The organism is Nocardioides humi (assembly GCF_006494775.1).
Taxonomy (GTDB): Bacteria; Actinomycetota; Actinomycetes; order Propionibacteriales; family Nocardioidaceae; genus Nocardioides; species Nocardioides humi.
Genome location: NZ_CP041146.1, coordinates 1,274,001 through 1,286,792, shown reverse-complemented (window position 1 = coordinate 1,286,792; position 12,792 = coordinate 1,274,001). Strand labels below are relative to the sequence as shown.

At 71.9% G+C, this 12,792-nt stretch carries 13 protein-coding genes; all 13 read left to right on the top strand.

What is annotated here, in order from left to right; translation table 11 throughout:
* The first annotated feature begins 18 nt into the window (after positions 1–18).
* The 13 genes from FIV44_RS06300 to FIV44_RS06240 all read left to right on the top strand — a co-directional run bounded on the left by FIV44_RS06300 (position 19) and on the right by FIV44_RS06240 (position 12,753).
* Positions 19–792, top strand: coding sequence for an isoprenyl transferase (locus tag FIV44_RS06300; protein ID WP_219996316.1), 774 nt, complete (start codon positions 19–21; stop codon positions 790–792).
* 15 nt (positions 793–807) lie between these two features.
* Positions 808–1,254, top strand: a complete 447-nt coding sequence (locus FIV44_RS06295; RefSeq protein WP_141003704.1) for a DUF3817 domain-containing protein — start codon at positions 808–810, stop codon at positions 1,252–1,254.
* A 220-nt stretch (positions 1,255–1,474) separates the two neighbouring features.
* The gene (locus tag FIV44_RS06290; RefSeq protein WP_141003703.1) at positions 1,475–2,800 is read left to right on the top strand and encodes a serpin family protein; all 1,326 of its coding nucleotides are present in this window, start codon (positions 1,475–1,477) and stop codon (positions 2,798–2,800) included.
* A 231-nt stretch (positions 2,801–3,031) separates the two neighbouring features.
* Complete coding sequence (gene pstC, locus FIV44_RS06285) at positions 3,032–3,976, top strand: phosphate ABC transporter permease subunit PstC (RefSeq protein ID WP_246086843.1); 945 nt, start codon at positions 3,032–3,034, stop codon at positions 3,974–3,976.
* Position 3,977: 1 nt separating this feature from the next.
* Entirely contained in the window at positions 3,978–5,120 is a 1,143-nt protein-coding gene (gene pstA, locus FIV44_RS06280; RefSeq protein WP_141003701.1) for a phosphate ABC transporter permease PstA, read from the top strand.
* Positions 5,117–6,481, top strand: coding sequence for a phosphate ABC transporter substrate-binding protein PstS (locus FIV44_RS06275; RefSeq protein WP_141003700.1), 1,365 nt, complete (start codon positions 5,117–5,119; stop codon positions 6,479–6,481). Before pstA ends, FIV44_RS06275 begins: the two co-directional genes overlap by 4 nt.
* Positions 6,478–6,702 carry a hypothetical protein gene (locus tag FIV44_RS30295; RefSeq protein ID WP_181411021.1) on the top strand — a complete coding sequence of 75 codons (225 nt, stop codon included), beginning with the start codon at positions 6,478–6,480 and terminating at the stop codon, positions 6,700–6,702. Before FIV44_RS06275 ends, FIV44_RS30295 begins: the two co-directional genes overlap by 4 nt.
* Before the next feature lie 145 nt (positions 6,703–6,847).
* On the top strand, positions 6,848–9,271 hold the full coding sequence (locus FIV44_RS06265) for a hypothetical protein (protein WP_141003699.1): 2,424 nt from the start codon (positions 6,848–6,850) through the stop codon (positions 9,269–9,271).
* A complete protein-coding gene (locus tag FIV44_RS06260) occupies positions 9,268–9,579 on the top strand; it encodes a hypothetical protein (protein ID WP_141003698.1) in 312 nt (103 codons plus the stop codon). Before FIV44_RS06265 ends, FIV44_RS06260 begins: the two co-directional genes overlap by 4 nt.
* Entirely contained in the window at positions 9,576–10,235 is a 660-nt protein-coding gene (locus FIV44_RS06255) for a sortase (RefSeq protein WP_181411020.1), read from the top strand. Before FIV44_RS06260 ends, FIV44_RS06255 begins: the two co-directional genes overlap by 4 nt.
* A 78-nt stretch (positions 10,236–10,313) precedes the next feature.
* Entirely contained in the window at positions 10,314–11,459 is a 1,146-nt protein-coding gene (locus FIV44_RS06250) for a PstS family phosphate ABC transporter substrate-binding protein (protein ID WP_141003696.1), read from the top strand.
* A gap of 8 nt (positions 11,460–11,467) precedes the next feature.
* Positions 11,468–11,797: a hypothetical protein gene (locus FIV44_RS06245; protein WP_141003695.1), complete on the top strand. Its 330-nt coding sequence runs from the start codon at positions 11,468–11,470 to the stop codon at positions 11,795–11,797.
* An 80-nt stretch (positions 11,798–11,877) separates the two neighbouring features.
* The gene (locus FIV44_RS06240; RefSeq protein WP_141003694.1) at positions 11,878–12,753 is read left to right on the top strand and encodes a phosphate ABC transporter ATP-binding protein; all 876 of its coding nucleotides are present in this window, start codon (positions 11,878–11,880) and stop codon (positions 12,751–12,753) included.
* Positions 12,754–12,792: the final 39 nt, after the last annotated feature.

The following is a 12,792-nucleotide window of genomic DNA, read 5'->3' as shown; positions in this document are numbered from 1 at the left end:
CCCGGCTACGATCACTCTGTGGCGGACTGGAAGCGCGGTGTGCGCAGGGTGCTCTACCCCGCCTACGAGGCACGCATGCTTCGCAGGATGCCCGGCAACCTGCCCAAGCACATCGGCGTGATGCTCGACGGCAACCGGCGCTGGGCGAAGGCGGTCGGCCGTGACACTGCTCACGGGCACCGGGCCGGCGCGGCCAACATCGAGCCGCTGCTCGGCTGGTGCGACGACGTCGGGATCGAGGTCGTCACCCTGTGGCTGCTCTCCACCGACAACCTCAACCGCCCGGCCGGCGAGCTGGAGCCGCTGCTGGAGATCATCGCCGACGCCGTCGACTCCCTCGCCGACCAGCGCCGCTGGCGGCTGCATCCCGTGGGCGCGCTCGACCTGCTGCCCGCCGCGACCGCGAAGCGGCTCAAGGCCGCGGCCGAGGCGACCGCCGACGTCGACGGGATGATCGTCAACGTGGCGGTGGCCTACGGCGGCCGCCGCGAGATCGCCGACGCCGTCCGGTCGCTGCTCACCGAGCACGCCGCCCGCGGCACCTCGCTCGAGGAGCTCGCCCAGCAGATCGACATCGAGCACATCGAGGAGCACCTCTACACCAAGGGTCAGCCCGATCCCGACCTGGTGATCCGGACGTCGGGGGAGCAGCGGCTCGGCGGGTTCCTGCTGTGGCAGAGCGCGAAGTCGGAGTTCTACTTCTGCGAGGCCTACTGGCCGGACTTCCGTCGCGTCGACTTCCTGCGCGCGATCCGCGCCTACGCCCAGCGCGAGCGCCGCTTCGGCGCGTAGATATCCTGGGGCACCGTGAGCCCCACCCGCCTGTTCCGCACCGTCGCGATCGCCGAGGCCGTCACCTGGACCGGGCTGCTGCTCGGGATGTTCCTCAAGTACGTCACCGAGACCACCGAGGCCGGCGTCCGGGTCTTCGGGATGCTGCACGGCGTGGTGTTCGTCGCGTACGTCGTCACGACCGCCGTCGTGTGGGTGGACCGGCGCTGGTCGGCCGGCCGCGGCGTGCTCGCCCTCGCGGCGGCGATCCCGCCGCTGGCGACGCTGCCCCTGGAGTGGTGGGCGGTCCGCCGGGGCTGGCTGGGCGACGCGTGGCGGCTGCCGGCCGGCGCGACCCGGTCGCTCCCCGACCGCGTCGTCGGCTGGCTGCTGGCCAACCCGCTGCGCGGGCTCGGCGTCGGCCTCGTCGCCGTCGCCGCGCTGACCGGTCTCGCGCTCGTCGTCGGGCCCCCGACCTCCTGAGCCTCGATCCGTGGATAGCCACCTACTACGCGGCCCCGGAGCGGCGCGCTGGCGGCGTTGCGGACGCTCGACGGTGCAACCAGACCGCCCTCGCGGCCGCGCCTTGCCATCACACCCCTCCGGTGCCGCTCGCTACGGCGCCTAACCACGGATCGAGGCTGAGATCGACCGCGGGCAGGGCTCGAGGGAACCCGCCGGGGACGGAGCGCGTCGTACGGCCATGACCCCTCTCGCCCGTCGTACCGCCCTCCAGCTCGGCCTCGCCGCTCTCGCCGTCGGCACGGTGAGCGGCTGCGGCGACGACGTGATCGTCGACCCGGAGCCGGCCGGACCCGACGGCGAGATCGAGCTCGTGTCCTCCGACGTCCCGCGCGCCGCCGGCGACGTCACGGTGCTGCCGGACGTGGTGGCGGGACTCCGGACCCTGGCGAGCGGCCTCTACGACGGCGTCGCCGCCCAGCCGGGCAATGTGGTGCTCTCGCCCTACTCCGTCCTGGTCGCCCTCGGCATGACGCTCGTCGGCGCCGCCGGGACCACCGCCGACGAGATGAGGGGCGTGCTCGGCGTGGGCGACCTCGGCGACCGCTGGCACAAGGGCGTCAACGCGCTGACGTCGTACGTCGAGGGGCTGGCCGGCTCCCAGCAGCGGGCCGACGGCTCGGCCGCCACCCTGGTGCTGACCACCGCCAACCAGCTCTTCGGCCAGCGCGAGGTCGGCTGGTCGGCGGACTTCCTCGACCTGCTCGCCAAGGAGTACGGCGCCCCGATCCGGGCGGTCGACTTCGCGGGCGCGACCGAGGACGCGCGCGTCCTGATCAACGACTGGGTCGAGCAGCAGACCAACGACCGGATCGTCGACCTGATCCCCGAGGGCGTGCTCGACACGCTGACCCGGCTCGTGCTGGTCAACGCGATCTACCTCAAGGCGCCCTGGGAGCAGCCGTTCGAGAAGGACCTGACCGCGCCGGGCACCTTCCACCGCGCCGACGGCACGGACGTCGAGGTCGACCTGATGCGCCGCCCCGACCTCGCCGCCCGGCTCGCGCGTGGCGAGGGATGGCGCGCGGTCGTCGTGCCGTACGCCGGACAGCGGCTCGCCATGACGGTCGTGGTCCCCGACGAGGGCGCCTTCGCGCAGGTCGAGTCCGCGGTGGCCGGCGACGGTCTCGCCGGCATCCTGCAGGCGGCGGAGCCGGCCGCGGTCGACCTGAGCCTGCCGAAGTGGAGGTTCCGCACCCAGGCGCCGCTCGGGGACCTGCTCGCCGCGCTGGGCATGCCCACCGCCTTCGACGACCGCCGTGCCGACTTCTCCCCGATGACCGACGAGGACCTCTTGCTCTACATCGCGGCGGTCCTGCACCAGGGCTTCATCGCGGTCGACGAGGAGGGCACCGAGGCAGCGGCGGCGACCGCGGTCGTCATGCGCACCGAGAGCGCCGTGGTCGCCGAGGAGGTCGTGGTCGACCGCCCGTACCTCTTCGTGATCCACGACGTCGAGCACGGCACGCCGCTCTTCGTCGGCCGCGTGAGCGACCCCACCGCCTGACCCTCGCCGGCTGATTTCAGCCAAGTCAGCCCGGCCGTTCCCCGTCCGTTCACCGTCGTCACCCCGATTGGTCGCGGACCGCCGTCACCGTTCGGTGTGGCTGCGCGGCTCCGCGCTGCCGCGAGACGGCCCTGCTCGGGTGGCCACGACCGAGGACGACGTGTGACCAGCCTGCCCCTAGCCGATCCGAGCGCGCCCGAGGCGCGGCCGCGACGGATCTCCCGTCGAGCCGTGGGCGCCGACGCGGTCTTCGTGAACGTGTCCCGGGCGATCGGCGCGTCGGTGCTGGTGATCACCGGCGGCGTCGGCCTCTTCCTCGGCTGGCAGGCGTTCCCGACCCTGCAGCGCTACGGATGGCGGTTCTTCACCGAGTCCGACTGGCTGCCGGAGGCCGACGTCCTCGGCATCGCGGCGGTGCTCGCGGGCACGGTGCAGATCGCGCTCGTGGCCATGGTCATCGCGTTCCCCCTCGCGCTGCTGACCGCGCTCTACATCGCCGAGTACGCGCCCGCGTCGCTGCGCCCGGCCCTGGTGTCCCTCGTCGACCTGATGGCCGCGATCCCGTCCATCGTGTACGGGCTGTGGGGCTTCTTCCTGGTGATGCCGCACGCCGCGTCGTTCGCGACCTTCCTCCAGCGTCACCTCGGCTGGATCCCGATCTTCGAGGTGAAGGACACCGACCCCGACGCCGCGATCTGGGACGCCAGCAGGTACACCGCCAGCGCCTTCTGTGCCGGCATCGCCGTGGCGATGATGGTGCTGCCGATGGCCTGCGCGGTCATGCGCCAGGTGTTCAGCCAGACCCCTCCGGGCGAGAAGGAGGCGGCCCTGGCGCTCGGCGCGACCCGCTGGGGCATGATCCGGACCGTCGTCCTGCCGTTCGGCCGCGGCGGCATCATCGGCGGCACCATGCTCGCGCTCGGGCGCGCGTTGGGCGAGACGATCGCGGTGCTGCTGATCATCTCGCCGGCGTTCGACCTGAAGTTCCGTCCGCTCGAGATCGGCACCAACAGCGTCAGCGCCCTCATCGCCGGCCGGTTCGGCGACGCCAGCGCGAGCCAGCTGTCCGCTCTCCTGGCGGCCGGCTTCGTGCTCTTCGTCATCACGCTCGGCGTGAACACCCTCGCGGCCGTGGTCGTGAACCGGAGCCGCTCGGGCGCCGGGACGGAGGCCTGAGGTGACCAGCGCACCGATCAGGGAGCGCGGCACGACCGTGCTGCCGTCGTACGACGACGACGCGCCGCCCGCGCTGCCCCGCCCGGCCCTGGGCCGGCCCAGCCTCGACGAGCAGTTCGTGCGCTGGGGCGCCTGGGCCTCGGCCCTGGGGCTGGCCTGGCTCGTCACCCAGCGGCTGCTGCCGCTCCCCGGCCTCGCGTGGTTCCTCGTCGTCTGGTTCGTCCTCGGGATCGTCGTGACCGCGGTCCTGTCCGCGCTGACCGTGACGATGGTGGAGGTCCGGGACCGGGTGGCGGCGGCCGTCGTCACCGGAGGCGCCCTCGTCGTCGGAGCGGCCCTGGTGAGCACCCTGGTGTTCATCGTCCTGCGGGGCTGGCGCCCGCTGCTCCACAGCAACTTCTTCCTCGACGACATGGCGGGCGTCGGGCCGAAGGACCCGTTCGACATGGGCGGCATCGCCCACGCCGCCGTCGGCTCGATCATCGAGATCGGCATCGCCCTGGTGATCGTGCTGCCGCTGGGCATCGGCACGGCCATCTTCATGACCGAGGTGGGCGGGCGGTTCGCGGTGCTGGTGCGCACCATCGTCGAGGCGATGACCGCGCTCCCGTCGGTGGTCGCGGGTCTGTTCGTCTACACCACCGTCATCGTGGTCGCCGGCTGGCCGCGGTCGGGCCTGGCCGCCGCGCTCGCGCTCGCGGTGATGATGCTGCCGATCGTGGCCCGGGCCGCGGACGTCGTGCTCCGGGTCGTCCCGGACGGCCTGCGTGAGGCGGGCCTCGCCCTCGGCGCCAGCCGGTGGCGGACGGTGTGGCACGTCGTCCTTCCCACGGCGCGTCCCGGCCTCGCCACGGCCGTCATCCTCGGCGTCGCCCGCGGCGTGGGGGAGACCTCGCCCGTGCTGCTCACCTCGGGCGCGGCCGCGTTCATGGTGGTCGGCCCCACGGACGGCGTCATGAACTCGCTGCCGCTCTACATCTACACGACCGTCCGCAGCGGTGAGCCCCAGGCGATCACCCGGGCGTTCGCCGCCGCCACCGTGCTGCTGGCCCTCGTGCTGTTCCTGTTCGTCGTCGCGCGGCTCGTGGCCCGCCCCAAGAAGGCCCGGAAGATCCGGAGCCGCCCCGTGAAGGAGAGCTCGTGAAGCGCCGAGGACGCACCCTCGCGTCTGCCCTGCTGGCCCTCGTCTGCGGTGTCAGCCTGCCCCTGGCGGCCTATGGGGCCGTTCCCTACGCCCAGATCGAGGGCACCGGGTCGACCTGGTCCGAGCTCATCGTGCAGCAGTGGATCGCCGACGTGAACGCCAACGGCATGAAGGTCGTCTACACCGGCGGCGGGTCGACCAAGGGCCGCAAGGACTTCGCCAACAACAGCGTCGACTTCGCGATCTCCGAGATCCCCTACCAGGGCACCGACGAGCAGGGCCAGGCCGACACCAGCCAGGGCCGCCAGTACGCCTACCTGCCGATCGTCGCGGGCGGCACGGCGTTCACCTACCAGCTCAAGATCGGCAAGCAGCAGGTCAAGAACCTGCGGCTCTCCGGCGAGACGATCGCCAAGATCTTCACCAACCAGATCACGAACTGGAACGACCCGGCGATCGCCAAGGACAACAACGGCCGCAAGCTCCCGTCGCTGCCGATCATCCCGGTCGTCCGCTCCGACGGATCGGGTACGACGGCGCAGTTCACCACCTGGATGGACAAGCAGTACCCCAGCATCTGGCGTGCCTACTTCGGCCGGTCCGGCCTGACGTCGTACTACCCGAAGAAGTCGGGGAGCCGGATGGTCAGCCAGGCGGGCTCCGACCAGGTCATGAACACGATCAAGGGGTTCTCGGGCAACGGGATGATCGGCTACGTCGAGTACTCCTACGCGATCAACGCCGACTACCCCGTGGTGAAGGTGAAGAACACGGCCGGCTACTTCGTCGAGCCGACGCAGTACAACACCGCGGTGGCGCTGACGCAGGCCAAGATCAACATGGACACGACGTCCCAGCTCTACCTGACGCAGAACCTCGACAGCGTCTACACGCACAAGGACCCGCGGGCGTACCCGATCTCGTCGTACTCCTACATGCTGCTGCCCGTCGGCGCGAGCGACCAGCGGATGTCGACGGCGAAGCGCCAGACGCTGGCCGACTTCATGTACTACTCGCTGTGCACGGGGCAGACCAAGGCCGGCGCCTACGGCTACTCGTCGCTGCCGCTCAACCTGGTCCAGGCCGGCTTCGACCAGATCGCCAAGCTGAAGGCCGCGGATCCCGCGGTCGAGCTCACCGACCGCGACGTCAAGAGCTGCAACAACCCGACCTTCGACGGCAAGAACCTCAAGCGGAACCTGCTCGCCGAGAAGGCGCCGAAGCCCCCTGAGTGCGACAAGGAGGGCGCCGGACCGTGCGGCTCCGAGACCGGCACCGGCGAGCCGGCCACCGCGGACACCGCCGCGGGGCCGGGGACGCGCCCGCCGCCGAGGCGCCGGCGGCGGAGGTCGACCCCGTGACCGGGCAGGACGTCCCGGTCGCGGAGAGCGGCGCCGTGCCGGTCTCCGGCGGCACCCAGGACGTCTACGCCTCGCCCGACACCCTGTCGGCCGACCGGGCCGGCGACCGCCGGCCGTTCGGCTGGCTCGTGGTCCTCGAGCTGCTCGCGCTGGTGCTGTTGCCCGGCCTGCTCGCGGCGGGACTGCGGCGCAGGATGGCGGCCCGGGGGGCAGCCCGATGAGGCGCGGCCTGCGCCTCGGCCTCGTCGGCCTCGTCGTCGCGGCGAGCGCGAGCACCGGCCTGACGGCGCCCGCCGTCGCCGACCGGCCGCAGCCGGTGACCCCCGCGCCGCCGTGGCCGGTGACGCGTGGAGCCAGACCAAGTCGATGCAGCGCGAGTTCGTCGCCGCGGACGGTACGACGACCGCGATCTCCGACCCGAGCACCGGCAGCGCCTGGCAGGTCGCCGTCAGCGCCGACCACACCCAGAGCCTGCGCGGCCGCGAGCGGGTCGGCATCGCCTGGAGCGGCGCCCAGCCCAGCGGTGGCCGGGCCAACGACCCCTTCGGGCCGGGCGGCATGAACCAGGAGTACCCCGTCGTCGTCCTGCAGTGCCGCGGCGCCGGCGACGCGGTGCGGCCCGAGACCTGCTGGACCTCCTCGTTCGCCCAGCGCTCGCAGGTCTCGAAGTCGGAGAGCGACGCCACCTGGACCGAGGACCTGCACGCACCCGCGGCGGCGACGGAGAAGGTGACCAGCAGCAGCGGCGACGTACCGGGTGCCGACGTCTGCCCCACGGTGGACCGGAGCGGCCTGTTCTACACCCGGCTGGTCCCGTTCGTGAGCGCCAAGGGGCAGGTCTACCCCGCCTGCGACGCCAAGACCATGCCGCCCGAGGCGGCGGCCGAGGCGGCACTGCCGGCCAACGAGATCGCCGCCTTCACCGACGGCAACGGCAGCGGCTCGGTCCAGTTCGAGGTCCGCACCGACGTCGAGAACGAGTCCCTGGGCTGCAACAAGCAGGTGGCGTGCTCGATCGTGGTCATCCCGATCGTCGGGATCAGCTGCGACCGGGCCTCCACCCAGGTGCCGCAGCAGATGACGGTCGCCGAGAAGTCCTGCCGCCGGACCGGCCAGTTCGCGCCCGGCTCCAACAACATCACGAGCCTCGGCGGCGACCAGGCGGTGTCGCCGGCGCTGTGGTGGTCGGAGTCGAACTGGCGCAACCGCTTCGTGATCCCGGTGACCTTCGGCGACCCGCCGGACACCTGCGACATCCTCGACCCGCGCGCGCCGACGGGCTTCTACGGCTCGGAGCTGCTGGCGCAGGCGGCGCTGCAGTGGGCGCCGGCGTACTGCCTGAACAAGAAGCGGTTCAAGTTCCAGCACAACCAGATGCCCGACAAGGCCGGCTTCTCGCTGATGGCCTCCGGCGGCGGTGCGGCCGCGCTGGTGTCGTCGAAGTACGAGGCCCAGGGCGACCCGATCGGCTACGCGCCGGTGGCCCTGACCGGCTTCGGGATCGGCTACATCATCGATCGGCCCGGGAACGCCGGCGAGTACACCAGCCTGCGGCTCAACGGCCGGCTGCTGGCGAAGCTGATCACCCAGTCCTACACCGGGTCGAGCTTCGGCGCCGCGCACCCGGGGATGGAGCAGAACCCCTGGTCCATCACCCGCGACCCCGAGTTCGTCGCGCTCAACCCCGGCCTGACCGACGACGCGCTGGAGGCCGGTGCCACGCTGCTGTCGCTGTCGAACTCCTCGGACGTCGTGCGCCAGGTCACCGAGTACATCGCCAGCGACAAGGCGGCGATGGAGTTCGTCAAGGGCAAGCGGGATCCGTGGGGCATGCGGGTCAACCCGTCGTACAAGAAGATCGAGCTGCCCCGCGACGAGTGGCCGCTGCTCGACGACTTCATCCCCCAGGGCGGCACCGACTGCAAGGTGAACAACCCGTCGACGTACTTCAACGACCTCGCCGCGCCGGTCTCCACGCTGCGCAAGATCGCCGAGGCCCTGCTCGACGCCTGGCCGAACGTGCAGACCCGCTGCGACACCGACCTCAGCGTGACGCCGCCGATCTACAAGGTCGGCCGGGTCGCGCGCCAGCACTACGGCGAGCGGTTCATGCTCGGCATCGTCAGCCTGGGCGACGCGCAGCGCTACGGCCTGCGCACCGCCGGCCTGGAGACCCGCAAGGGCCGATATGTCACGCCCACCACGGAGTCGCTCACGGCCGCCGTACGGCTGGCGAAGCAGAAGGGCAAGCGCGGGCCGTTCGCGCTGGACATGGCGAAGCTCCGCAAGGCGGGCGGCGCCTACCCGGGGACGATGCTCGTCTACACGGCGGCGCGGCTGCAGAACCTGGACAAGAAGGACGCCGCCAAGGTCGCGCAGTTCATCCGGATCGCCACCAGTGAGGGGCAGCGCGCCGGCAGCGGCAACGGGCAGCTGCCCGGCGGTTTCGTGCCGATCCGCAAGTCCGGTCCGACCAAGGCCCTGCACGCGGCGGCCCAGCGGGTGGCGACCGCCATCGAGAAGCAGCACGTGCCGGCCGCACCGGCGGAGGCGGAGCCGGAGAGCGTGGTGCCCGGTCCGCCCGAGGCCGCCGCGCCCGCCGAGGAGCCCGACGCCGCGGCCGCACCGGTGGCGGCCGAGGAGAAGGCCGAGGTGGTGGCGATGCCGCCCACCCAGGCGGTCTCCTCGGAGTGGGGCGGGCGCCTGCTGCCGATGCTGATCCTGCTCGGCCTCGTCTTCTCGGTGGTCAGCGCCGTGTCCCGGGTCGTGGTGCTGCGGAGTCGCCGGTGACCACGCTCGACGCCCCCCAGGTCGCGCAGGACGAGATGCCTGCGGTGCAGGGGGTCCGCTCCCGGTTGCGGCGGCGCCCGCCGCAGCGCCGCGCGCCACGACCGCCACGGCCGGCCGGACCACCCGGCCGGGTCGAGACGACCGGCTCGGTGGTGAGCACGGCCACCACCATGGTCGCGCTGGTCGCGTCCTGGATGGTCCTCCAGCTGCTCGTCCTCGGGGCGTCGCCCAGGAGCGCAGCCAGTCCCTGCTGTACGACGAGTTCCGCGCCCAGGTCGCCGCCGCCACGGCGACCGTCGGGCCGGTGACCGAGCCCGGAGCGCCGGTCGCGCTGCTCGAGATCCCGCGGCTCGGGCTGCAGCAGGTCGTGATCGAGGGCACCGCCTCCGGCGACCTGCTCGCCGGGCCGGGGCACCTCCGCAACACGGTGCTGCCGGGGCAGGCCGGCACCTCCGTGGTGTTCGGCCGCGCGGCGACGTACGGCGGGCCTTTCGGCGACCTCGACCAGCTCGAGCGGGGCGACCGGATCGAGGTCCAGGTCGGTCAGGGCCGCGTGGTGTTCACGGTCTCCGGCCTCCGGCGCACCGGCGACCCGCTGCCCCAGCCGCTGGAGAGCGGGAGGTCCCGGCTGACGCTGGTCACCGCCGAGGGCCAGGGCCGGCTGCGCGCGATCGCGCCCGGCGAGGTCGTGTACGTCGATGCCGAGGCCGCCTCGGCGTTCCCCGCACCGTCCGGCCTGCCGCCGACGGTCCCCGAATCGGAGAAGCCGATGGGCACCGACGCAGGGGTGCTGCCCCTGCTCGCCCTCGACCTCGCGCTGCTCCTGGCGCTGACCCTCGGGGTCATCGCCGCTCGTCAGAGATGGTCGCTGGTGCACGTGTGGGTGGTTGCGACCCCCCTCGCGCTCGCCCTGGCGTGGGCAACGACCGACGGAGTGATGCGGCTCCTGCCCAACCTGCTCTGATCGCCGCCACCCGGCGGCGTCGTCACAACCGCGGCTGCACCGGCAGCCGTACGCCACTCACAGAAAGTCGACAACGCAATGTCCGTACGCAAGACCCTCACGGCCGCCTTCGCGGCCGCGGTGGCCACGTCGGCGGTGACGCTGATCGCCTCTCCGGCGCACGCCGTCTACAACCCGCACCCCGAGGACAGCAAGGCCACTCCCGTTGCCGCCGACCTGATCGGCGGCGGCTCCGACACCACCATGCTCTCGCTCTTCAACGCCGCCAAGCTGTGGAACGACGGCGCCAAGGCCGACTACGGCCAGACCTTCGACGTCGCGAGCTTCGCCGCCGTCCCCCAGCCGGCCGGCGGCACCATCACGCTCCCGACCAACGGCGCCCAGAACCGCCCGAACGGCTCGAGCGACGGCAAGGACAAGCTCCGGGCCGACGCCAACTACACCGACCTCGACTTCGCGCGGTCCTCCGACGCCCTCAAGGCGGGTGCCGAGGCGGAGTCGCTCGTGGCGATCCCGTTCGCGCTCGACACCGTCGTCATGGCGGTCTCCAACAGCACCGCGTCCCACGCTCCGGCGACGCTCACCCTCGACCAGCTCAAGAGCATCTACACCTGCACGGTCACCAACTGGAGCGCGCTCGGCGGCACCGCCGGCACGATCAAGCCCTACGTGCCGCAGAGCGGGTCGGGCACCGAGAAGTTCTTCAAGTCCAAGGTCATCACCTCGGGCGACTACGGCGCCTGCGTGAAGGACAACGTGAGCGGGACCCCGATCCAGGAGCACACCGACGGGCCGGTGAAGAACGACCCGGACGCCATCGTGCCGATCTCCGAGGGGCGCGCCGGACTGATCCCCGGGAGCACGCTGCGGCTCATCGGCGGTGAGGTGGCGTTCAAGCGCGCCGTCTACAACGTGGTCCGCAACGGCGACGTCAGCCGTACCGACATCCAGAGGTTCTTCGGCTCCGACGGCTTCCTGTGCTCCGACGGCGCGACCCTGGCCATCGCGCAGGGCGGCCTCACCCAGCTGGCCACGCCGGCCGACGGCGGTGCCTGCGGCACCAACGTCGAGAGCACCACGAACTTCGCGACCAACGACCTGGTCGAGACCACCACCACGCTGGCGGGCACCAGCACCGCGACGGGCATCAGCCTCTCCGCCAAGGTCTCGGGCTCCTCGCAGCCGACCGGCTCGGTCTCCTTCTACGAGGGGAGACCCTGCTGAAGGGCGACGTGGCGCTCGTCTCCGGCCAGGCCACCTTCCTGGTGCCGTCGCCGAGCGCGGGCCCGCACACCTACAAGGCGGTCTTCGCGCCCAGCAACACGAAGTACCTGGTCTCCGAGGGCACCGCCACGCTGACCTGGACCGCTCCCTCGACCGGCCCGTCGGCGGCCCTCGTCGCGGCGCAGGCCCAGCTCGACAAGGCCCAGGCCAAGGTGAGCAAGCTGAAGAAGAAGGTCAAGAAGGCCACGGGCGCCAAGAAGGTCAAGGCCAAGAAGAAGCTGAAGAAGGCCAAGAAGGCGGTCAAGACCGCCAAGGCCGCGGTCGCCGCCGCGTCCTGACCGGCATCTCCCAGGCACCTGCACCACCGTTGCCGGGCGGCCCTCGGGCCGCCCGGCAACGGCCGATGAGAAGAGAACCGATGGACTCCAACGCCGACCACACGACCGTCATCCCGGAGGTCCGCGCCGACGTACCCCGGCTCGATCCCGCCGTGCCGGTCGATCCCGCCCCGGGCGTGGGCCTGGCCGAGCTGGAGGCGCACGACATCACCGCGTGGTTCGGCGACCACAAGGTCCTCGACCGAGTCTCGCTGACCATGGACGCCGGCCGGATCACGGCCCTCATCGGCCCCTCGGGCTGCGGCAAGTCGACCTTCCTGCGCATCCTCAACCGGATGCACGAGCTGGTGCCGTCGGCGCAGCTCGCCGGCGAGGTGCGGCTCGACGGTGAGGACATCTACGACCCGGCCAAGCGGCTCATCGACGCCCGCCGGGCGATCGGCATGGTCTTCCAGAAGCCCAACCCGTTCCCCGCGATGTCGATCCAGGAGAACGTGCTCGCCGGCCTCAAGCTCACCGGCACCCGGATGAAGAGGTCCGACAAGGACGACCTCGTCGAGTCCTGCCTCGTCAAGGGCGGGCTCTGGAACGAGGTCAAGGACCGCCTCGACGCCCCCGGCGGCGGCCTGTCGGGAGGCCAGCAGCAGCGCCTGTGCATCGCCCGGTCGCTGGCGATCCGGCCGCGGGTGCTGCTCATGGACGAGCCCTGCTCCGCCCTCGACCCGACGTCCACCCGGGTCATCGAGGAGACCATGCTCGAGCTCGCCCGCGAGGTGACGATCGTGATCGTCACCCACAACATGCAGCAGGCCGCGCGGGTCTCCGACCAGTGCGCCTTCTTCCTCGCCTCCCAGGGCCAGCCCGGCGTCATCGTGGAGCACGGCGACACCGAGGCGATGTTCCAGAGCCCGCAGGACTCCCGGACCTACGACTACGTCAACGGCCGGTTCGGCTGAGCCTTCAGGCTGGGGCGTCGGAGGCACGCCGTAGGCTGG